The organism is Streptomyces sp. SID3343 (assembly GCF_009865215.1).
Taxonomy (GTDB): Bacteria; Actinomycetota; Actinomycetes; order Streptomycetales; family Streptomycetaceae; genus Embleya.
In genome coordinates this window covers 93615-115615 of the sequence record NZ_WWJX01000161.1, presented here as the reverse complement: position 1 = coordinate 115615, position 22001 = coordinate 93615, and the positions used below count along the sequence as shown (strand labels likewise).

At 67.1% G+C, this 22001-nt stretch carries 12 protein-coding genes and 1 pseudogene; 9 read left to right on the top strand and 4 right to left on the bottom strand.

What is annotated here, in order from left to right; all coding sequences use genetic code 11:
* The 4 genes and pseudogenes from GT354_RS05940 to GT354_RS05925 form a co-directional block, all read left to right on the top strand.
* Window positions 1-615 (top strand): annotated as a pseudogene (locus GT354_RS05940) (hypothetical protein); the annotation flags it as partial.
* Between the two features lie 556 nt (window positions 616-1171).
* Window positions 1172-2062 (top strand): NaeI family type II restriction endonuclease, encoded by an 891-nt coding sequence (locus GT354_RS05935; protein ID WP_161355114.1) that lies wholly within the window; start codon window positions 1172-1174, stop codon window positions 2060-2062.
* A gap of 71 nt (window positions 2063-2133) precedes the next feature.
* A complete protein-coding gene (locus tag GT354_RS05930) occupies window positions 2134-2910 on the top strand; it encodes a hypothetical protein (protein WP_161355113.1) in 777 nt (258 codons plus the stop codon).
* Between the two features lie 761 nt (window positions 2911-3671).
* Complete coding sequence (locus GT354_RS05925) at window positions 3672-5633, top strand: Lsr2 family protein (protein WP_161355112.1); 1962 nt, start codon at window positions 3672-3674, stop codon at window positions 5631-5633.
* Between the two features lie 177 nt (window positions 5634-5810).
* Here GT354_RS05925 and GT354_RS05920 read toward each other — a convergent pair whose 3' ends face one another.
* Window positions 5811-8159: a tetratricopeptide repeat protein gene (locus GT354_RS05920; RefSeq protein WP_161355111.1), complete on the bottom strand. Its 2349-nt coding sequence runs from the start codon at window positions 8157-8159 to the stop codon at window positions 5811-5813.
* A 1236-nt stretch (window positions 8160-9395) separates the two neighbouring features.
* Here GT354_RS05920 and GT354_RS05915 point away from each other — a divergent pair.
* Window positions 9396-10379 (top strand): hypothetical protein, encoded by a 984-nt coding sequence (locus tag GT354_RS05915; RefSeq protein ID WP_161355110.1) that lies wholly within the window; start codon window positions 9396-9398, stop codon window positions 10377-10379.
* Window positions 10380-11080: 701 nt separating this feature from the next.
* Here the strand turns inward: GT354_RS05915 and GT354_RS05910 are convergent.
* Window positions 11081-12076 (bottom strand): AraC family transcriptional regulator, encoded by a 996-nt coding sequence (locus GT354_RS05910; protein ID WP_237534409.1) that lies wholly within the window; start codon window positions 12074-12076, stop codon window positions 11081-11083.
* Window positions 12077-12305: 229 nt separating this feature from the next.
* Here GT354_RS05910 and GT354_RS05905 point away from each other — a divergent pair, with 229 nt between their 5' ends.
* The 4 genes from GT354_RS05905 to GT354_RS05890 all read left to right on the top strand — a co-directional run bounded on the left by GT354_RS05905 (window position 12306) and on the right by GT354_RS05890 (window position 17639).
* On the top strand, window positions 12306-12527 hold the full coding sequence (locus tag GT354_RS05905; RefSeq protein ID WP_161355108.1) for a hypothetical protein: 222 nt from the start codon (window positions 12306-12308) through the stop codon (window positions 12525-12527).
* A 13-nt stretch (window positions 12528-12540) separates the two neighbouring features.
* Window positions 12541-14586: a hydantoinase/oxoprolinase family protein gene (locus GT354_RS05900; RefSeq protein WP_161355107.1), complete on the top strand. Its 2046-nt coding sequence runs from the start codon at window positions 12541-12543 to the stop codon at window positions 14584-14586.
* 5 nt (window positions 14587-14591) lie between these two features.
* Window positions 14592-16541, top strand: a complete 1950-nt coding sequence (locus tag GT354_RS05895; protein ID WP_346011879.1) for a hydantoinase B/oxoprolinase family protein — start codon at window positions 14592-14594, stop codon at window positions 16539-16541.
* Window positions 16542-16613: 72 nt separating this feature from the next.
* Window positions 16614-17639, top strand: a complete 1026-nt coding sequence (locus GT354_RS05890; RefSeq protein ID WP_161355105.1) for a zinc-binding dehydrogenase — start codon at window positions 16614-16616, stop codon at window positions 17637-17639.
* Window positions 17640-17904: 265 nt separating this feature from the next.
* Here GT354_RS05890 and GT354_RS05885 read toward each other — a convergent pair whose 3' ends face one another.
* Together GT354_RS05885 and GT354_RS05880 are read right to left on the bottom strand one after the other, a co-directional pair.
* Window positions 17905-18810: an alpha/beta hydrolase gene (locus tag GT354_RS05885; RefSeq protein ID WP_161355104.1), complete on the bottom strand. Its 906-nt coding sequence runs from the start codon at window positions 18808-18810 to the stop codon at window positions 17905-17907.
* 804 nt (window positions 18811-19614) lie between these two features.
* Window positions 19615-21651: a SpoIIE family protein phosphatase gene (locus GT354_RS05880; protein ID WP_161355103.1), complete on the bottom strand. Its 2037-nt coding sequence runs from the start codon at window positions 21649-21651 to the stop codon at window positions 19615-19617.
* Between the last annotated feature and the right edge of the window lie 350 nt (window positions 21652-22001).

The following is a 22001-nucleotide window of genomic DNA, read 5'->3' as shown; positions in this document are numbered from 1 at the left end:
CTGGGCGTGCCGATCAACGCGGCGGCGTTCGAGTACTACGAGGACCGCGGCTCCCGCTACCTCGCCCGGACGATGCTCCGCGACGACACCGGGATGGAGACCGCTCCCCGAGCGCGCACGACCGCCACTCGTGAGCCGTGGAGCGGCGAGGACTGGTACTCCGCGCTGGGCGAGGACGGCACCCGCTCGTGGGACGACGGACGCCGGTTCGGCTTCGTCAGCGCCGGGGGCGGCACCTGGTTCTCGCAGGGATTGCGTCGACCCCGAATCGGCCACCGTGTGCACGTCTACATCCCGCGCGTCGGATACGTGGGGGTCGGCGAAGTCGCGGGCGAGGTGGCCCCGTTCGTCGAAGCCAGGGTCGAGGTGGCCGGACACAGCGTGCGTCTGGCCGAGCAGCCGCTCGTCGGCACGTACCGCCATGCCGGCGACGAGACCGACCCCGATCTGGCGGAGTACGTCCTGCCCATCCGCTGGCTGAGCACCGTCGACCGCGCCCACGCGGTGCGCGAGCGGGGTATTTTCGCGAGCCAGCACCCGATGTGCAAGCTCTACAACACGGCCACACTCGAATTACTCCAGCGGGCGTTCCCGGCGGATAGAACCGCTGCCTGACCGCAGGCCCTCGTTGAGGGCCTGGCACGCCCGCCATCCTGCGGCTGTTCCTGAACCGGTTCCGGATCGCCGCCGCCCCCGAGGCCGCTCTCGTGGACTCTTTGGTGTCGTGCGTCTACCGATCCGAGCCTCCACAACGGCTTCAGGGTGGACTCGCGCGCCGAACCCGGCGCATGAGCTCCGCCACAGCGCGTCGTACGACTCTCCGACTCAGACTTCATCCGCGATGCCAAAGACGTCCTCGATCACCTGCTCCAGCCTCGTTGGGAGTGGCAACCGCATCACGCCGCATCCAGGATCACCGGCGACGTCGGCGAGCCTTCTGACGAAGTCCGCTGATTTCACCGCGTTCAAGACCTCGCACACGTCTCCGGACGACCACCCACCCGACCGAAGTGGCCCAAAACCATGTGTTCAGTGATGATCAGCCGAAGTCCTCTTCATACCGGCAAACCATGGCGCCCTCGGACAACGGCTCCTAGCGTTGGAACGTGTTCCCAGCGACGCGAACCATCGGCGAACCACCGTCCTCGGCCGACGAACACGCAGACACGTCATGACGCCCGCGGACCCGGCGGATCCGGTGCACGCGACGGCGGCCTGGTTTCGCCGACACGACCCGCGGCACATTCGATTCGGCCAAGCCCTACGCCGGTCCCTCGACGAGGTACTGGACGGCCAACGCACCGGCCGCTACGACGTGGCCACGCTGGACAAGGCCGAGAAGACCTACCTCGCCGCCAAGGTCGGCATCGTCTGCCGCGCCGCATACGGCTTCCCTGCGGGAACGACCCACTACGCCGTCGCCGAACGCCACGTCCACCCACGCTTCTCGTTCACCGGCGCCTGGACCCTTCCACGTGAAGCACTCGGCCACCTGGGCCTGTTGCTCACCGCAGACGACGAACACTCACGCTTCTCCGTCGGCCTTCTCCACATCACCGAGGACGCGGTCCTACCCGGGGCACCGGAGCGCAAGTACCGCTTGTCCCCGACCGGCCGCCGCGCGATCCACTGGCTCGTACGCTCCGGCGACCTACCGGAGAACTTCCTCCTGCATCTGCCACCCCACACCCGCGAACTGATCCTGGCCGATCGCGTCTCTGGCCAAAAACGCATCAACGAACTCTTCCGGCACGTCCGCGACCGCGTCGTCCCGCGCGAACCGATGGCCACCGTCGCCCACCAGACCGACCCGGCGAAACGCGTCCGCGACGCCCGCCGACACCTCCGCGAAGAAGGCATCATCATCCTGGGCCACCAACGCGAGCACCCGGGCATCGCCCGCGAACTCCAACTCCCCGTACCCACCAAAGGATCCTGGATCGCGACCCGCGTCGTACCGGCCCGCACCGACGACACACGCCCCGCCACCACCATCGCGGGCACCTCCTATGTGCGCGCCCGACCGACTGACACCCCACAACCCGGCCCGGTGGACTACTGACCCAGGCAACGCGGCTTTTCGCACCAATCTCGTGTTCACTCGGTTAGACTGCACACGAGGCTGGAGCCGATGTGACCGAGCCTTACGGAATCACCCCCGACTGGGCCTCGATCGGCCTCGACCCCGCCACGCTGCCCGACCACGTCGGATGGAAACTGACCCGGCCGTCGGGACGTGGATTCAGTGACGACCCACACGACTACTACGCAGCCTGGCGACGTGGAACTCTGCTCCCGGTTCTCGCGGACGAAGAGCCCGTGGCGCGACGCAAGCCCTACTGGGCGGGAAACCACGTGTGGGCCCACGACAAGCCCGCAAAGGTCGCCCCCGAGGTCCCTTACTCCTTCTGGCTGTTCTCGGCGGAGGGAACCCCCGCCAACGACCGTGCGGGCAACCATGTCTGGAACTACCGCGTACTCCGCCACGTACCCGCGCACTGGTACCTCGGACCGCTGGGCCGGACAGTCGCAGCTCTACTGGAGCGACTGCGCACCGCTTCCAGGGACGATGTCGCCGCCATGGAGACCATGTACGAACGCGCCTGGCCGGCAAATGGATTCGACCCGGCATGGTCCGAAGGGCGGCGACTCGCAACAGACCTCGGAATGGATTCCTACACCCGGCTGATCCGCATCGCCGATGCGACATTCGTCTCGCGCGCGCGGACCTTCGGCATTCGCACACCGGAGGGAAACGATGCCTGCAAGACGGCCGGGTTCGCGGCTGCGGGTCTCGCCCTCACACCCGTGGATCCCGACCTTGCGACCAGGCTGCTTCGTCCCATGAAGCTGGCCCTGGGCAACATCTCCACATGGCCCGTACCAGGATGGGCCAGCGACGTTTCCTAAGCAACGCGGTTTTGCGCCGCATCCTCCACATTCCGTGACGGGTCGTTCGGCGAACGAGAGTACTTACTAGTCAGATTGGTCAGCAACTTCGACCGTGACGCTGGCCTGGGATTCTTGGGTACCTCAGTCAGAGAGGTCAACCGTTCGATGCACTTCTCGGCACATGTTGTTGCGCTGCGGGCACGATCGGCGAATCCGAGGATCATCCTGGTGCAGCGATCCCTGTTTCCGTAGTGGTACGCAGGTGGGCAACCAGTACGTCTCAGCCGAGGAGCGGGAAGCCGACCGGCCTCCCCCGACGCGACCAGGCAGGTACTCGTAAGGGTGCCGACATGAGGCAAACGCCGCTATATGCACGCTACTTGAGGTCATCATGGGCACTACGCAATTACATCGCGCCACATGTTCGACCACCTCAAGCAGGAGCCGCGTCCATGCCACATGCAACCGCGCCGGACAGCGGGGGCTTTCCCACGTCTCTCCCATGGCTCGCGCGAGCCGGAACTGTCCCTCACATTCCAGGCCACTTCTCCGAACTCGTTGACAACCTCAAAGCCCTGCTGAGGGATATCGACGCCGATCCCCTCCTCGATAGAACGTTCATCTGGCCGGGAGGCTCCCCCGCCGTCGCGTTACGTCAGGTACTCCACTCACTGGGGCCCTGCGGCCTGTTCACCCGAAAGGGCCGTCCGCCGCGTGTCCTTCTCACATCTGAGGCCAAACGCGTTCTCGGTGACGGCGGCGCCACCCACCTCATCGCTGTGTTCCACGCTCATATCCGCTTCTTCGGTGAGATGCTGGAGTCGATCGGCGAAGGCTTGACATGCGGGGAATTGAATCGCATTGCCAACGACACGTACGGGTTAGGCTGGAAGACCCTTGTTCAGATCCGTCGCCGAGTGAATTGGATGCATGGCGCTGGCATGGTCGAATCCTGGACGAACGGCAAGATCGTCCTGACAGAGGACGGTAGGGCGCTAATTCCCCAGTTGGCCCTCGTCCGAAGAAGTGACCTCGAGGCGCAGAGACTGGCTGTTCACCTCCCTGCGGAACTTTCAGTGCCTACCCGTCGGCTTGCCGAGCGCCTCAGCGAAGTCACCGAGAACGAGCTACAGGGACGCAAGCGAGTACTGGGGTACATCGCGGGCGGAGCAACCATGATGGCCTTCAGCCGCAACATCGACGCTGCGGCTTCCGGTCTGTCCCGAAGCGAGTTCATCCGGCTTTCCGCTGAGACCTTCGACGTCAACATGTCGTCTGCCGAGCAGTCGCTCAATACTCTCCAGGGCCTCGGCCTCCTGGCTCAGGTGGGGCCGGACCAGTTCGCAACGACCGATCTTGCCGCAGAGTGGCTCCAGTCCGGAGAAGCTGCAGACCTCGTCCGCTGCTTGCACCTCAGCCTGGCCTTGCTCGGTGAAACCCTGGACACCCTGGAATCAGAAGTCGACTCAGGGACATTGACCAGGATCCTGGCCGAGAAGTACCTCAGACCGACTCTCACTCGAAAGGACGTGACAGCGCGCGTCGCGCTCTTGGTGGAAACCGGGCTCGCCGAGCGCATCGGGAAAGTGGCGCGCAGCACCGCACTGGGCAGGGCCCTTGCCCGCTCTTTGCCTCTTCAGAAGCACCACGATGCACACCGGGATCGCGCTCCGGATGAAGCGGACAACACCACGGCAGAGTTCGGCCGATGCCCTCGCCGGCCCGAGCAATTGGCGGCCGAGGTGGTGAGTTCGTCTACAGACAGCGCGAACTACCAGCGGTTCGAGCATGCGCTGGCAGAAGCATTCCGTTATCTCGCGATGGACACCGAGGTGCACAGCGGCCCGGCCAAGACAGACCTGGTCGTCACCCTGTGGCTGTCTCCGACGAAACGGCGGCGCATCGCGGTGGAGGCCAAGACGGACGGTGCGGGTCTGGTCACGGACCAGGATGTGCGATTTATGCGGTTGAACGAACATCGCATGCGTCACCACGCCGACCACACCGTGCTCATCGGCCCCGGATTCGACACCCGGGTGTTCAAGGAGGCCAACAGGGACGATGTGGCGGTGCTGACGGCAGAACAACTCGCCGCGGCGATCGTGCGTCACGCCGAGACCCCTCTCTACCCTCACGAACTTGCCGCTCTGCTGCTCGCAGGCCAAGCCGATGCGCTTGCGCACACCTGGCGCGAGACGAAGCGGCGGACCGAAGCCCTGTCACTCGTGACCAATGCCATGTGGAAGAGCGCGAATGACCCTGTCGACATCGAATTCGGTGCCGGCGCGTTGGACGTTCGGGATATCTGGCGTGAAACAAAAGCATCATTGGAGACGCCTCTCGACAAGACGGAGATCGAAGAGGTGCTGGCCTTCCTCAGCAGTCCATGTCTCGCAGGCGTGGTGAAACAGAGCGGCATCCACGCAATCTCGGCGCCACCGAAGCTGATCGCTGCGCGCCTCCGGTCTCTGGCTTCGGCGATCGAAGCGAAGGCGGTCGATACAGATGCGCGCTCGGCCACCTCGACGCGAGCGATGGCGGCATCCGCCGTTCCGTCGCATAACGGACCCGCGAAGATCAAACCGCCTCCGAATGACGCCGAGCCGGCGCAGGTGCGTGCCTGGGCGAAAGCCGAGGGGCGACCGGTGAACACCCGAGGTCGTCTGCCTGGATCGCTGATCAGGGAGTACAGGCTCGCGCACGGAGGCCTCCAAGCCGACCCCTCGTGTCCTGCGACATGACCATTCCCAACCGCTGGACCTACGACGACACGCCGCTCAAGGCGATATGACGTCAAATGCTCGATGCGGTGCCGCACCACCCGTGTTCTCGAAAGGGCTTCTCCCCATGTAGGTGGAGTTCACCCGGACCGACCGCAGACAAGGATGTGCCGGGTGAAAACGTGGCGGCTGGGAGCGTCATCCGGGAAGGCCGCGGATCCATGTGAGGACCGTGAGGGACTGTTCGAAGTGGTTCTGGAAGCCGCCGGGGTTCTCGTGGGCCAACTGCCGGAACAGATCCACGGCCTCGGTCATCAAGCGCAGCGCCTCGTCGGGTCGGGCTGCGCCCGCCAGGGCAGTCGCATGATTGTTCAATGCCCGGGCAAGCAAGGGTAGATGCGTCTGCGGAGCCTCCTGTACGAGCACCCGACACACGTCCACCGCTGCGGAAGCGGTAGTCCCGGCATCCTCCCAATGCCCCAGTTCCGTCAGCAGGCCGGCGAGGTTGGTCATCGAGCGGGCGAAGTCGGGCAGGTACGCGCGGGGTAGCGCGGACGCCAGAGAATGATGGCGGTCCACGGCCTCGAGCATGGGTACCAAGGCATCGCCCGGTCGGTCCGCCGCCGAGTAGCAGCGCGCAAGGGTGTCCAGGGCTTCGGCGTAGTCGGGGAGATAGGTGTCCGGCAGGACATCCGACATGGCCTGGAGGAGGCCCACAGCTTCCTCGGCGGGCTCCAGCGCGTCGTGCGGGTGGGCAGAGCGTGCGTACCTGTTCGCCAAGCCGATCAGGGATCTCACGAATCCGGGGAGAAATCTCTCCGGGTCGGTGGCGACCAAGCCCCTGCGGATGCCCACCGCCTCCTGGCTCGCCGCCAGAGCCTCTTCTCCCTTCCCCAACGCCGCCAAGCGAGAGGCGGAATTGCTCAGTGCCAGGGCGAGGACGGGCAGGTGGACGTCAGGTGCATCCTTCAATCGGGCTCGCAGGATATGTACTGCGTCCTGAACCGCGTCCAGCGCGGCTTCCCGTTGCCCGGTCCCCGCCAGGCTCGTCGACAGATTGATCAGAGCCCCGGCGAAATCGCACATGTGGACACCAGGATCTTGCGTCGCCAGGTGAACCCACAGTCGTACAGCTTCCTGCGCTGCTGTCAACGCATCGTCATGCAGGCCGACATTGGTCAGTCGGACTCCCAGGGTGGTGCGGATCGTTGCCCGCTCGACAGGGTCGGCTGATGCTGCGGCGGTGTGCTCGGCAACACGAATGGCGACCCCAACCCCTGCGAGGCCGAACTCGACGCTCGGTTCCGGATACAGCTCGCGTTCGACGAGTCGCAGGACATCGATCGGCACGTCCGGGAACTCCAGCAGGGACAACAGCCCGGCCCCACCTGCCAGCCTTGCCAGCTCCGGACGCGTGCGCAGGAGCGGATACAGCTCTGTCGCAGCGAGGTGCGGCCATCGCTTCGCCGCCTCGATGAAGACGATGAGTGCGGAGCGCATCCACGCAGGGGAGCTCGTCGGATCGACTTCATCAGCCTGCTTCAACAACCCGGCCAGCAGTCCGGAGGCCCAGGCGGCTTCGCTTCCGGCACCCGGACAGGTCAGCCCGATGAAGTCTTCGGCCAGTCGGTCCGGAGACAGCGGTTCCAGGACGTTTCCCGATGTCGACGGATAGCAGTAGCGATGGTCGTCCAGGACTTGAGCCGCGCCTTCGGCCGTTGATGCGATGCCGGCCAGTTCCAGCACCTGGACGCCTGTCGGGTACGGGACCGCTTGCGTGAGTACCGATGTGAACACGACCCGCGCCATCGTCTCGGCGCTGATGAACGGTTTCGCTGCTGTGCCCTGTGCCTGCTGGATCCGGTCCCAATGCTCTCGTTCTCGCCGAAGTAGGTATTTCGACACGCGGAGCGGCTCGCCGGGGGCGTCAACACCGTGGACCATCGCGTCGACCGCAGCCAGAGCCGCCATGTGGATGGTGAGCACGAGCGCGTAGGCGTCGTCAGTCTGCAGGCCGTGGGGTGCTGTGATCGCGTCGTCTGCGCCGAGGATCTCGGCGAATCGGTCGCACGCAGCGTCGAACACGCTCTGCCTGTCGCTTTGCCGGGTACCCAGCGGCCGCAGCAGCACGGTTTCAGCGTCCAGGTCGAACAGATCGTCCAGACGGGCTGTCACTCGGTCCCACCACCCTCCGGCGGTCCGAGACAACAACAGCAACCGTACGGGTACCCCAGCGCTCAGCATCGTGTCGCCGAGCAGGGTGAACAGGTCGCCGACCGGCCATCGTTCGGCGTAGTCGACGATCGCAAGAACGCCATTCTTCCCCGTAACCGCGGCCGGGTTACTGCCTTGCTCCGCGGAATCGTCGCTGCGGTGGCGGACTTCGAGGACCGCCCAACCGTCCTCGGCAGCTTCCAGAGCAATCTGGGCGGCAAGCCGCGTCTTACCTTCTCCGCCTGGTGCGTGCAGGAGTCGAACAGCAAGCCCAGGTAGGCGAGTGTCGTCTCTCCAGTATCGGAAGTCGGCCAGTTCCTCGTGGCGTCCCATGAAGTCGACGACCTGACGACTCGTCCGCAACAGTCGACTCGGTTGCTGCCGGGCCCGATCGCGTGAGATCGGAGCGCGTCCGTCTAAGGGAAACCAGGCTGCTTTGTAAGGAGGTTCCGCCCCGGAGACATGCAGATCGTGGCCTGCTTGGAAGATCTGCGCAAAGCCGTGGGCGACCGCGTCCTGGCGGACGGCACCGTCACTCCTCATGATCCCCACCCACCTGAACGATGCGAGAGTTCCCGACTGCCCGTGCGGTCATCGAGGACGGCGGAGCATGCCGGACGGGGCCATCGGATGGCAACGCGGGGGTGGCTCGGCGTCGACGGCTCCCACGTACCTGCTGGATCTGCGCCGAATCGGCAGCCTCGGCGTCCATCACCGTCCCGGTTTCAGGCACAGTCCTACGGGCCTGTACGACTCCGAACACTGTCAGGGCAAGCCCCAGGAGACCAGTGAATACCCCGATCACGCTGCCGACCTTGTCTGCTTCGTCCAGGCCGATGTCGAGAAGGAACCACCCGAGGCCGCCCAAAGCCAAGCCCGCAGTAGCCAAACCAACCCACAGGCGAATCTGTCCCCCAGTAGTCATAGACCAATAGTGGGGCACAGAGCATGACGGCGATGGTGGTACCGAACGCGTCCGAACTCCCGTAGGCGCCCTGATCACCCGCGATCTCGCCGCAGCGCCACAGAACCTACCGGTACATCCTCAACGCGGGATGTCGCGGGACTCAGCGAGCACGGCGCCGAGTGCCTTCACAGAAGCCGCCGCCCACGAAATCCAGAACCACGAGCCTAAGAAGTACCCACTGATGCTCGGTGTGGTGAACGCGCCGTACGAGGTGGCGGTCTGGTGAAAGTGGCCCAGGACGACCTCGCCCGTGTCGTAGCACTCGATCGAGTGCAGGGCCCGGCTGTCTGGTACGGGGTGGCGTCGAGCCCCGGATGATCTCGAACGCGCCGTGGCTGTACGCAGACCGTTCAAAAAATGGGCCCACGATAAGTCGCGGCTCCTGCCGTGCCCACCGCACCGCAGACCATGTCGTATTCCGACCGTCCACTGGCCATGTCCGTATCCGCTAGCTTGCCCGATCACTGAAGGTGAGGGGCCACCCTAAGACAGCGATCACTGCAGCCTGGTTGGGGCAGGCTTGTCGCGTGACCTATTTCGTACACGTCGACGTCGTCCCTCCGGGCGGGTTTCCGTCCCTGGACCCCCTACAGCGAGCGGGCGTGGCTCGCCTGCTCGCCGATCCTTTGGAGCACTTGGAGGGTATCGACGGCCCGGACGATGTGAGCATCGACCTCGACGACTTCCGGGTCGCCTCGCATCCCGACGGCGCATTGGTGCTTCTCGTTCTGGATGCCCCCGCCCTGGAGTTCGCCGAGAGTGCCGCTCGTGAAGTGGTCAAGGGGATTTTCGAAGGCACAGAGGAGTTCGAGGACTGGGCCATCGCCTCCTGCGAGGTCAAGCTGCACGACGAACTCGCCCAGGCGAGCCTCGCAGCGGCCGACGGGCTCGACGCACCACCTGCGGATCCAGCGGAGCGTGCCCGGCTACACCGTCAGCCCGAACCGGACACGGACTTGGCTGGCCTGACGAAAGAGGAGGTGGAGACTCGCTGTACGCAACTGCGGAAACTCGCACCGCAGCTGGGGTCTTTCACTGCAGCTCACTTCGGCCACGGCAGGCTGGACACAGTCCCCCTCGCGACTGCCGAGCTGGCCGCAGGCGCCCTCGTCAACGCCATCGACGTACTCACCGACGAGCTTTTCGGCGACCTCATCAGCCTTGCGGAAGACGAGACAGCCGACAGCGTCGAGGATTCCGACGCCGTCTTCTTCGTCCTGGAGGAGCTGCCGCCCGCCTTCACCGAGCAGTACACCCAATTGTTCGTCCGCCGGTTCATCATCGCCGCAGCAACGATCGTTCAACGGCTCACCTCAACCGCGTGGCAGCTCCCGGCGACCACGGCCGAGGCGCTCGCCCTCCACTTGCTCCTTCAGGAGGCAGTACCGATCCTCGACGTCTACGGTCTGTACGACGACGACGTCGAAAGCGCCTACGCCGCGTTCAGGGAGACGATCCTGGGAGACCTCGACCCCGAGTGGCTCTACGACGAGGACCCGTTCGACGAACCGGACTCGGTCGGCGACTGGTTCACGCCGTCGGGAACGGACATTCATCGAGTCCACCTCTACACCGTCACGGACTGACGACTTCGACCTGACGAACTCGTGCATCCTGTGGACCAGTTGTGGACCACACGGCATGCACGAAACGGCACGATATACTGGAAATCGAACGTCGTATTGAGCAGCAAAGTGCCCCCGACCTGCGGAAATGCCCCATCTCCTTGACTGGGGGTCAAGGGTCGCAGGTTCAAATTCTGTCGTCCCGACGGTGTCGAGAGGCGCTGACCATGGGCAGAAGCCCAGGTCAGCGCCTTTTGTTGGTTTAGACCATTGTGCAGGCTCCGACGGTCTCGGCTGGGAGGCCGCGTGCCATGGAGCCGACGTTTCAGCAGTGTGGCGGCGAATGGGAAGTTCTGACGGTCGAGGCACGCCACGATCCGCTCCGGATCCTCCGTCCAGGCTTCGTGGTCGACGATCCTCGGTATCGGTGTCGTGCGGGGTGGCCGGCCGAGCGGGTCTTGGCCGAGGAACTGGTCGAAGGGGGCCTGTGCGGGGGCGCCGGCGCGGGCGAGGGCCGACCGAAGCGCTCACCCACTCGCAGCAGCAACGACTCCGACTCGCTGTCTCACAAACCTGTTTCGACGTCCGCCTTTGTCACCATGACCGTTCGACGCGAACCGATCGGACGAGTCACGAACAACAGCGGACCTGACGGGCCGTCAGTCGAACGGGCTCTGAAACAGCCCGCTGACCAGCACCGCTGGAGAAGTGCAATTGGATTCCTAGGCTCGCGTCCTGGCCGCATGAGACGTTTCGGACGGGAGGACCCCGAACCTGCTCCGGTACTGCTGTGCGAACCGCCCCGGGTGGAAGAAGCCCCAGCGTGCCGCGATGTCGGTGACCGATCCGGGTGTTCCCGAGCTGAACTCGAGATGGACCCGGTCCAGTCGGGTCGCGCGGACGTAGGCGCGTGGTGACATCCCCGCCACGTCTTGGAATCCGGCCTGCAGCGTCCGCTCGCTGATCCCGGCCAGGGAGGCGAGGTCCGCCGTGCTCAACTCCCGGCCCGGGTGGTCGTCGATGTAGTCCATGACTTCGCGGATCTTCGAGCGCCGGGTGGGTGCGGGCTTGCCGTGCAGGAGTTCGCTGATCTGGCTGGGGACGGCCAACAACAGTTGGGTCATCAGCGCCGATTCGAGTTCGTGCCGCACGGCGGGCGTCGCCGCCAGACCGCCCGGCCGGGTCAGCTCGGCGTACAGGAAGCTCACCGTGGCCTTCAGGCTCTGTCCCGGCGAGGCGGTGAGGTCGAACTTCAGGGTGAACCGGATGCTGCCGTCGACGGGGTGTCCGGTCAGTTTTGCGACATGGGCTTCGAGCAGGTCCCGGGGGATCTTGATGGCGTACTGGACGCCGTCCGGGCTCCACCACATGGTCACCGGGTCGGTGGGGATCATGGCGACGCCGCTCTGTCCGGCCCGGGAGGCGCGGGTCGAGCCGCTCTGCCGCACGGTGCTGCTGCCGGAGATGGGGAGGTTGACGTGATAGACGGACTCCATCGGGGGGCCGACGATGGTGACATCGGTGCCGTATCCCAGCCGTGCCAACGTCAGCCGGCCCGAGGGCGGCAAGTCGAGACGACACTCCAGGGCACTCGGGTCGCCGACCGACATCCGGTGCTCGGCGAACGTCTTCGTGACCTGTGCGCGGGCGGTGTCGAGGTCGGTGGTGCGAAAGCGCATCGGGCGCGGCGTCTGCGCCGTGCGGGCATCGGTACTCATGCTCCCTCGCAGTTCCGCGCCGATGGTCCCGACGCCAGGCGGCATGACAGAAAATACAATATTTGAGGCTCGTCTTCGGGGGAAGGGCTCGGCCGCCGAAACGCGGCGTGCGGTTTGTGGATGTCCGTCTGCGGCCTGCGGATGGTGACGCAGCTCACCTGCCACCTAGCGTCGGCCCCGGCGCACAGCACCTGTGTCGTCCCATGCGTCGAACGAGGAGTTGTGCGACATGAGCGAGGACTCACGCACCACGAACAAGCCGCTCTTCCTCGAGCGGAGTCCGATCCAGGGCACCTGTCCCCGCTGCGGCGCCGAAGAGTTGCGCAGCTATCCCGTCAATTCCGAGGGGGGCTGGTTCGACGTCGTCAAGTGCCAGGGCTGCCTGCTGTCGGTCAGCCGTGAGCGCGGACCGCGCCTCGGCTCGATCCGGCTCCTCTCCGACCTGCTGTAGCGAAGGACCGACGATGATTGCAGTGGACGTAGGAGGCACCTTCACCGACGTGGTCGCCCTTCGGGACGGGGTCGTCCACACGGCGAAGGTGTCCACCGACTACACGGACGTGACGAAGCCGGTGCTGGAGGGCGCGGCGGCGCTGGGGGTGGAGGGCTCCCGGGTCTTCAACCACGCCAGTACCCACGGGCTCAACGCGGTGATCACCCGCCGGCTGCCGAAGATCGGCTTCCTGGCCACCGAGGGACACCGGGACATCCTCGACATGGGCCGCGTTTGGCGCCCGGCCGAGGCGATGCTGGATCCGCACTGGCGGCGCAGCTTCGGCGACGCCGCACGCCCGCTGGTGCCGCGCTACCTGCGTCGCGGTATCCGCGAGCGGATCACTGCCGATGGGAGCGTGCTGTTCGCCCTGGACGAGGCACAGGCCCGGGCGGAACTGGAGGTCCTGCGCGGCTGCGGGGTCGTCGGCGTGGCGATCTGCCTGATCAACGCCTACGTCGACCGGACCCACGAGGAGCGGCTGCGCGAGCTGGTGCGCGAGGTGCTCGGTGACGTGCCGTGCTCCATCTCCAGCGAGGTCTCCCCGCTCGCCAAGGAGTACACCCGCGCCTCGACGACGGTGGTCGACGCACTGATGAAGCTGATCTACGCCGACTACACGGCCACCCTCGAGAAGGGCCTCGCGGACCTCGGCTTCACCGGGCAGCTCAACTTCGCCGACTGCGCCGCCACCCTGGTGCCGTCCAACCGGGCCATGGAACAGCCGTTCCGGATCGTGTTCTCCGGTCCGGCCGCGGGCACGGTCGCGAGTGCCCACTTCGGCTCCCTCATCGGCGAACCGGACCTGCTCTGCGCCGACGTCGGGGGCACGTCCTGCGACATCAGCGTCGTCGCCGGGGGCAAGCCGTACGTGGACACGACCTTCGAGCTCGAGCACGACCTGGTCGTCAACGCGCTCGCCATCGAGGTCACCGCCATCGGCGCCGGTGGCGGCAGCCTCGTGACCATCGGGCAGTCCGGAGAGATCCGGGTGGGGCCGGGCAGTGCCGGTTCCACGCCCGGACCGGCCTGCTACGGCCGCGGCGGGACTGGGCCGACGACCACCGACACCTGTCTGATGATCGGCATCATCGATCCGGACACCTTCGCCGGCGGGAACCTGAGTCTCGACGTCGAGCGGGCTCGCGCGGCCTTCGAGAACCTGCGGACGGAGTTCACCCTCGCGCAGCGCGTCCGCTACGCCTACGAGATGGCGGTGCACAACATCGCCGAGGGCGTCTTCAACGTGGCGATCAAGAACGGCGTCGACCCACGCGACTACACCCTGATGGCCTACGGCGCGGCGGGCCCGATGCTGCTGCCGGCCGTCATGGACGCCGTGCACTGCAAGCAGGTCGTCGTCCCCCCGAATCCCGGATTGTTCTCGGCTCTGGGACTGCTGTCGGCCGACCAGGTATTCACCGCGAGCCGCAGCGCCTACACCGTTCTCACCCCCGAGGCGGCACCGCGCATCGACGTGCTGTTCACGGAGATGGAGAGCCGGTTGCGCGAACGCATCGGCTTCGACGCGACCGTGACGTTCGAGCGCAGCTACGACGGCCATCTGGTGGGCCAGAGTTGGGAGACCCCGTTCGTGCCGGTCCCGGGCGGTGCCGTCGACGCCGACGCCGTCGACGCGATGATCGCCTCGTTCCACGACACGTACCAGGAGCGCTCCGGCAACCGCTTCGACACGATGCCCGTCGAGGGCGTCACCTTCCGGGTTCGCGCCGTACTGGACACGGAGAAGGTCGAGTTCCCCGAGCTTGCGCGCCGCGGTGCGGACGAGCCGCTCACCCCGGCCCGGTTCGTCCGGCTGCGCTACCTCGGCGACCTGGACGCGATCGACGACGACACCGGTCGGGCGGCGGCCGTCTACGACCGGGCCGCGCTGCGCGCCGGTGACGAGATCGAGGGCCCGGTCATCGTCGACGAGGGCCTGTCGACCACCCATGTCGGTGAAGGCCAACGCCTTGTCGTCGGCCGCCACGGCGAACTCGTCGTCCGGAGGAAGTGAGCTGCGTGAGTACTCTCGACATCCCCGCGACCGCGCCGACGCGTATTCGGGACCTGACCGACGAAGCCTTCGAAGCGGCGTACGGCTGCGGCCGATTCACCGCGTCCGTCATCGTGAACCGATTGAAGTACGCGGTCGGCCACATGAGCACCGCGTTCCTGCGGGAGGCGTTCTCGCCGATCATCCGGGACTGGTACGACTTCGCCTGCACGGTCAGCGGACCCCCGGAGCAGGACTACCGGATGGCCGTGGTCGGCAACAGCCTCACCCCGTTCCTGGGCACCATGCCGGACGCCGTGCGCAACACCGTCGAGGAGTTCGGGCCGGACAACCTCGCCCCGGGCGACGTGTTGATCTGCAACGACCCGTACCGCGGCGGCACCCACGTCAACGACGTGCTGTTCACCAGGCCCGTCTTCGTCGACGGCCGGATCGTGTCCTTCGTGAGCATGCGAGCCCACCAGCTCGACATGGGCGGCACCGTGCCCGGTGGCTTCTCGGCCACGAAGGCGAACGTATACGAGAACGGCCTGGTGATCCCGCCCGTCCTGCTGTGGGCGAAGGACGAGCCGGTGCGCTCGACCTTCAGCCTGATCTTCGACAACACCCGCTGGGGCGCGATTCTGTTGCCCGACTTCAAGAGCGTCCACCAGCAACTGCGGCTCGGCGAGCGGCTCGTGCGGGAGAACATCGAACGCTACGGACCCGAGGCCCACCTCGGCGCACTCGCCTACGCCTGCGACACTTCGGCGGAGCTGACGCGCGAGGCGATCGGGCGCATCCCTGACGGCGACTACACCGGGTCCGCGAGGATCGACGCGGACGGACTGGACGACACGGTCGACTACACCGTGCACGTCACCCTGCGCAAGCGCGGCCACGACATCGAGGCCGATCTGTCGGGAACGTCGGCGCAGGCCCGGACCTGCATCAACTGCGGTATCTCCGACGCGAAGACCGCTCTGGGCGTCGCCTTGACGATGCTCCTCGATCCGGCGATTCCGTTCACGTCCGGTACCTGGCGCCATCTCGACCTGGTGGCGCCCCCGGGGACCCTGCTGACGGCGTTGCCTCCGGACGGTGCGCCCATGATGTTCTGGGAGGCCTCCGGAGCCCTGATCGCCGCGATCTTCGACGCGCTCAACCCGGTACTCGGCGAGAACGCCGTGGGTGGGGACTACGGCTCCACCAACACCCACAACGCGAACGGCGTGCGGCGGGACGGCACTTCCTGGACGAGTGCCACCCAGTGCGGCGGCGAGCACGGGCCGTGGGGAGCCACCAAGGCGGGTGACGGCGACAGTTACACCGTCCTGTACAACCTGAACAACCTGGACCCCGCGACCGAGACCATCGAGCACGATTCCCCTGTGGTCGTGCTCCGCAAGGAGCACGCGATCGACACCGGCGGGCCCGGCACCCACCGCGGCGGCGCCGCCAATGTGAAGGACACCCTCTGGTTGACCGACGCCGACCACCACCTGTCGCCCTTCCGTACCAGGGAGCCGAGCGGTGTCGGTGCGGGTGGGGGCCGGTCGGGACCGACCGGAGCCATGTGGATCTTTCCGCCGCGGGAAGGGACCAACGGTCCCACGAGCCTGGTCGCAACCACTCCGGGCGTCTGTGTCGACAGCATTCCGGTGGCCGGCGTGCTCGATCCGGACACCAAGGCCCTTGACCCCGTACACGGCACCTACCACTACTTCGCTCGCGAGAAGACATGGCGGACGCGGGCCGGCGCGGTACTGCGCTGCCTGACCAACGGGGGCGGAGGCTGGGGGGCGCCCTTCGCCCGCGACCCCGAGAAGGTCCTCGCCGATGTGCGGGACGAGTACGTGAGCATCGAGGGCGCTGCCCGCGACTACGGCGTCGTCGTGACCGGAGATCCGCATTTCGCCCCCGAGGGCCTGCGCATCGACGACGACGCGACGAAGGCCCTCCGCGCACGCCGCTGACCACCCGCCCGACCCTCGGCGCGCGGCGTCCGTCGGCGTACGCGTGGCCGCCCACCAAGCGAAGGAGCACGCATGAAGGCGATCGTTTTTCCCGGTGACCGGACAGCCGTCCTCAAGGAGTTCCCGGACCCTGTCCCCGGCCCGGGTGAGGTCGTGCTGCGGATGCGCGCCTCAGGGATGTGTGGCAGTGACCTCCACTTCTACCGGGGGTCCGTCGGCTTCGCCGCCGGCGGCGGCACCATCCAGGGCCACGAGCCGTGCGGCGAAGTCCACGCGGTGGGCCCCGGCGTCACCGAGGCCATGGCCAAAGTGGGGCAGCGGGTCATGGTCCATCACTACTGGGGCTGCCAGACGTGTCGCAGGTGCCGCTCCGGATGGCCGCAGATGTGCGAGACGGCACCGGCCAAAACCATGAGCGCGACCGCGCACGGTGGGCACGCACCGTACGCACTGGTACCGGCGCACACACTGCTGCCGCTTCCCGACGAGCTGAGCTTCAAGGCGGGCGCCGCGGTCGGCTGTGGGACCGGAACCGCCTGGGGTGGCATCAAGCGCCTCGGCGAGATCGCCGACACGACCGTGGTGGTGTTCGGGCAGGGCCCGGTCGGCTTGTCCGCAACGATGTTCGCGGCGGCCATGGGTGCCAGGGTGATCGCGGTGGACATCGATGCGTCGCGCTTGCGGCGCGCCCGGGACTTCGGCGCGCACGAGGTTCTCGACCCGGCCGAGGTCGACCTCGCGGAGGCCGTCGGCGATCTGACGCGTGGCCGGGGCGCGGACGTCGTTCTCGAAACCTCCGGCCGAGCCGGACAGGACGCACTGGACGTCCTGGGCACGTTCGGCCGTGCCTGTTTCCTCGGGCTTCCGGGAGAGGTGCGGTTCTCCGCGGAGCAGCACTACAAGAAGCAGTGGACGCTGATGACGTCGTGGACCATGTCAACGATCCAACAGGCACGGTGTGCGGACTTCATCGTCGCCCACCACCTCCCCGTCGACGACCTCTACACCCATTCCTGGACGCTGGACCAGGCGGCCGAGGCTTACACGTGGTTCGACGAACAGTCCGACGGCAAGGGCGTGTTCGAGTTCGCGGAGTGATCCGCGCCGTGACTGGTCGCCCACGGGCACGAAGAGGGGGCGAGTGGCCTCTCGGCGTCGGCGATGCCCCGATGGGGCATCGCCGACGCCAGGGACGGCCGCCCTGCTCACGCAGGGCGGCAGCCGCGATCGTGTCCGGATCGCACGCCAGGCCGTCGACCGCGGGTGCCAGGCAGGGCGTGGCCCGCGCCCGTCTCGCCATATCCAGCGGCCTGCCATCCGCCCGTGGCATCGACCTCGAACCACCGTCGTCCCGAGGAGACCCTCAGGAGCGGCTGCCCCGGTCGGCGGCCTCGATCAGCCTGGTCACGGTGGCCGGGTGGCTGACCATTGCCGCGTGCGAAGAGTTGATCTCGGTCACGTGCGCATGGACGCGAGCCGCCATGAAACGCTGGAGGTCGGGAGCGATGGCCCGGTCCTGCTTGGCCACCAGATACCAGGACGGGATCGTGTGCCAGGCCGCTTCGGCAGTGACCCCGGCATTTGCGCCGGCGTCGATCGGCCGCTGCTCGACAGCCATCCGAGCGGCGGTCTTCGCCGGGACGTCCGCTGCGAATGCGGCCCGAAACTTCGCGGGGTCGAGGTAGATGTCCACACCGGAAGTGCCACCCGGAAGGGCGTACGGGACCGGCTGCGCGGGCAGCGGCGGCGCCGGATGGGCGACCGGTCGGGCAAGCAGGCCGGTGACGTCCTCGCCGGAATCCGGAGCGAAGGCGGCCACGTAAACCAGAGCCTTCACCTGCTTGTTGCCGATCGCGGCATTGGTGATGACCGCACCGCCGTACGAGTGCCCGACCAGCACCACGGGGCCCGGGATGGTGTTGAGGAAGCTGTGGATGTACGCGCTGTCGGAGGCCAGTCCGCGCAGCGGATTGGCGAGCGCGCGGACGGGATAGCCGTCGTGGATCAGCCGGGTGACGACGTCGTCCCAACCGGAAGCGTCCGCGAACGCGCCGTGCACCAGCACGACCGTCGGCTTGGGGCCGTTGTGGGTCGTGGCCGAGGCCGGGTGGGTGCCTGTGGACGTCGCCGCCCGGCCGGTATCCGCGCCGTGTGCGGTGATCGGGATCGTGGTGAGGGCCAGTGCCGACAGTGCAACGCCCGCGGTGCGCCACGAGGATCGGCGCTTGCAAGGTTGCGTGGTGGTCGAAGGTGCGGTGGTCCGAGTCATCCGGGTGCCCTTGCGCAATCGTGAAGGTGAGGCGATTGCCTCGCCGACGAGTCTCGAAGTCCACGAGCAAGGTCGTGTACTTCGAACGAAGTAGTTCTGCCGTCTCCGTCCACCGACGCAGCTCTGCCATCGACGCCGTTCCGCCATCGACCGAAGTACGTTCGCCGTCTACATCGTTCGAAGTACATGATCGCAGCACAGGTGAACGAGAATCGGGTCATGGTCGAGGCGCGGGACAATCGAGACGGGCTCGCGGCGCCCCTGTGGATCCGCCGTCCCGAGATGCTGCACCTCATCGCCTATTCGGTGGCCGCACTGGTATTCGCCGGTCAGCTCGTGGCAGTGATATCGAGGGGGTCGGATCGGCCGACGGCCCTGTCCGTACTACTCGCCGGTGGTGGTGTCGCCTTCTCGTGGTGGAGGCCGTGGGCGGGACTGGTCGTGACGAGCGGGGCTTCCTTCGCCGTCACAGCGATAGGCCAAGACCCGCTCTCGGTGTGGATGATGGCGGTACTCGTGCTGTTCTCGGTCACCTTCAGGGGAAAGCAGCCCCTGGTCGGGACCGGGATCGTGGCGGCGTTCTTCCTGGGGGCCTTCACGACGGTAGGAGGATTTCGTGGCGGCGCGATCGTGGGAGCCGCCGCCACGTTCTCGGCCATCGCGGGAGGTGCGACCGGGGTCGCGCTCCGCATCCATCGAGACCGCTGGTGGATGCTGGAGGAACGAGCCGAAAGCGCCATCGCCACCCGCGAGATCGAGGCCACCCGACGAGTGACCGAAGAACGACTCCGCATCGCCAGAGATCTACACGACGTCATCGGCCACCAGGTCGACGAGAAACAGGCCCCGTCCGCCCTCGTCTGTCCAGTGGGCGCGACGCAGACGGGGCTGGGTGTTGCTGGGGTCGGTGATCTCGCAGACCAACGCGGCGTCCCGGATGAGCCGCAGACGGATGGGGCCCCCGGCGTAGCGGACCGCGTTGGTGAGCAGTTCGCTGACGATCAGCTCGGTGGTGAAGGTCAGCTCGTCCAGCCCCCAGGCGGTGAGCTGCTCGGTGACGGCCTGCCGGGCCGTGGCCACGGCCATCGGGTCGGCCGCGAATTCCCAGTCCGCGATGTCGTCGGCCGTGATCGCCCGGGTTCGGGCCAGTAGGAGGGCGGTGTCGTCGCGGGGTGGGGCGTCGCCGAGGCGCGACAGGAGCGCGCGGCCCACGTCGTCCAGAGGCCGGTCGGCGCCGCACAGGTCTGCCAGATTCTCCGTCAGCCACCGCAGCCCGGCTTCGGTGTCACCGTCCTCCCGATCGATCAGGCCGTCCGTGTAGAGGGCGAGGACGCTGCCGGGTTCCAGGTCGACGACGGCCATCTCGAACGGAACGCCGCCCACGCCCAGCGGCGGCCCGGGGACGACGTCGATCACCTCCGTGGTGCCGTCGGGCCGCAGCAAGACGGGCGGCGGGTGCCCGGCACTGGCCAGTGCGCAGCGTCGGCTGACGGGGTTGTAGACGACATACAGGCAGGTGGCACCGACGGGACTTCCAGGATCGGCTTCTCTGGTGAGTTGCCGTACCCGGTCGTCGAGGTGGGTGAGGAGTTCGACGGGGTCGAGTTCCAGGTCGGCGAGGGTGCGGACGGCGGTGCGCAGCCGGCCCATGGTTGCGGTGGCGTACAGCCCGTTGCCGGCCACGTCACCGACGACCAGGGCGACTCGAAAGGAGGGCAGGGGGACCACGTCGTACCAATCGCCGCTGATCTCGGTGTCACCCCCGGCCGGCAGGTAGAGACCGGCTGCCTCCACCGCCGGGGTGTCGGCCGTGGGCCGGGGAAGCAGGCGTTGCTGCAGCGCCTGCACGGAGCGGCGCTCCCGGGTGAAGCGACGGGCGTTGTCCACGCCGAGTGCGGCCAGCGAGGCGATCTCCGTCAGCAGTTCCGCGTCCCTGTCGTCGTACGGGTCCTGTTGGTCGGTACGCCAGACCGTGATGTTCCCCAGCACCAGTCCGCGCGCGAAGAGGGGAGCCCAGATTCCCGAATGCCCGTGCTCGGGTACGAACAGCCGGACCAGTGGCTCGTCGTTCCCGAGGACCTCGGCCACCGTCTCCGGATCCAGGACTACTGCCCGGCCTTCCTGAATGGCCCGCAGCGTGGCCGAGGACGGCACCGGCGGGGCCTGCCGACCGAGCTGGAGCAGTGCGGCGGGCCACGGGTCGTCGGTGGCGGAGGCCACCGCTGCCCGATGCACGTGCAGTTCTCCTCCGCCGGCGAGCTTGGGGGGCTCGTCGCCGCCGGGTACGGCGTCGGCGAGATCCACCCAGGCCAGGTCCCCGAAGGCGGGCACGAGAACGTCCACCAGGTCCCGAACGACACTCGTCACGTCCAGAGAGCCGCCGATCCCGGTGGCGATCCGGTGCAGCAGGGCCAGCTCCCGGCGGATCCGCTGCCGGCCGAGGGTGTCGAGGTGGATGGCCACGACGCCCGCCGGGTCTCCCTGGGCGCCGCCCGTCCGCTTCCAGTGGGTCGCCCGCCCGGTGGGTACAAGGAGCACAAGGCGTTCGGCGGATGGCTGCAGACGCACCACACGGTAGGTGACGTCGATCGAATCACCGGACCGGTGGCGGAGCGGCGCCCGGCCGGCCGTCGGTGAGCGGATGGCATCGGTCGCAGCCGCACGACCCTCGGCGAACAGGTCTTTCAGCGGTCGGCCGCACACCTCTTGGGCGATCCAGCCCAGTAGCTCTTCCGCTTCCTGGGACCAGCGCACCACGGAACCGTCCGCGTCCGTCACGGCGATCGCGACGTCGGCGGAAGCATCCGTTCCTGCTGCGGCTCCGGCAGTCGACCCGCCCATTTCCCTCCTCATGAGAGGACGTCCCCATGCCCCGGATACTACGTTTGTCGCGTTTGAGTGTCCTGCCGACACCCGGCGATGCGGCGGCCTTCGGGGCCCTCGTTCTTCGAGTCGGACTCTTGAACTTTTTTATATGATGCGGAATCTTCGCCCACGGGGTGAGCGGTGAGCTTACCTTCCCGACCGAGCGCAAGGTACCCGGGAGCCGCCTTCCGCAGGCCGGACGCGCCGGGGCGTTCACCCCTCGCATGCGGGGCACTATCACACCCCCTCCGATGATGCATGGTATATTTTATTTCCCAGTCGTTAACGCTTTGTGAACTCCGCCCAGACAAGCTCCGGGGTGCACC

What these genes read in the sequence shown, in the direction of transcription:
- GT354_RS05935 (WP_161355114.1), top strand. Translation starts at nt 1,172, where the DNA reads ATGACGCCCGCGGACCCGGCGGATCCGGTGCACGCGACGGCGGCCTGG.
- GT354_RS05920 (WP_161355111.1), bottom strand. Translation starts at nt 8,159, where the DNA reads ATGGGACGCCACGAGGAACTGGCCGACTTCCGATACTGGAGAGACGAC.
- GT354_RS05910 (WP_237534409.1), bottom strand. Translation starts at nt 12,076, where the DNA reads ATGAGTACCGATGCCCGCACGGCGCAGACGCCGCGCCCGATGCGCTTT.
- GT354_RS05905 (WP_161355108.1), top strand. Translation starts at nt 12,306, where the DNA reads ATGAGCGAGGACTCACGCACCACGAACAAGCCGCTCTTCCTCGAGCGG.
- GT354_RS05900 (WP_161355107.1), top strand. Translation starts at nt 12,541, where the DNA reads ATGATTGCAGTGGACGTAGGAGGCACCTTCACCGACGTGGTCGCCCTT.
- GT354_RS05890 (WP_161355105.1), top strand. Translation starts at nt 16,614, where the DNA reads ATGAAGGCGATCGTTTTTCCCGGTGACCGGACAGCCGTCCTCAAGGAG.
- GT354_RS05885 (WP_161355104.1), bottom strand. Translation starts at nt 18,810, where the DNA reads ATGACTCGGACCACCGCACCTTCGACCACCACGCAACCTTGCAAGCGC.
- GT354_RS05880 (WP_161355103.1), bottom strand. Translation starts at nt 21,651, where the DNA reads ATGGGCGGGTCGACTGCCGGAGCCGCAGCAGGAACGGATGCTTCCGCC.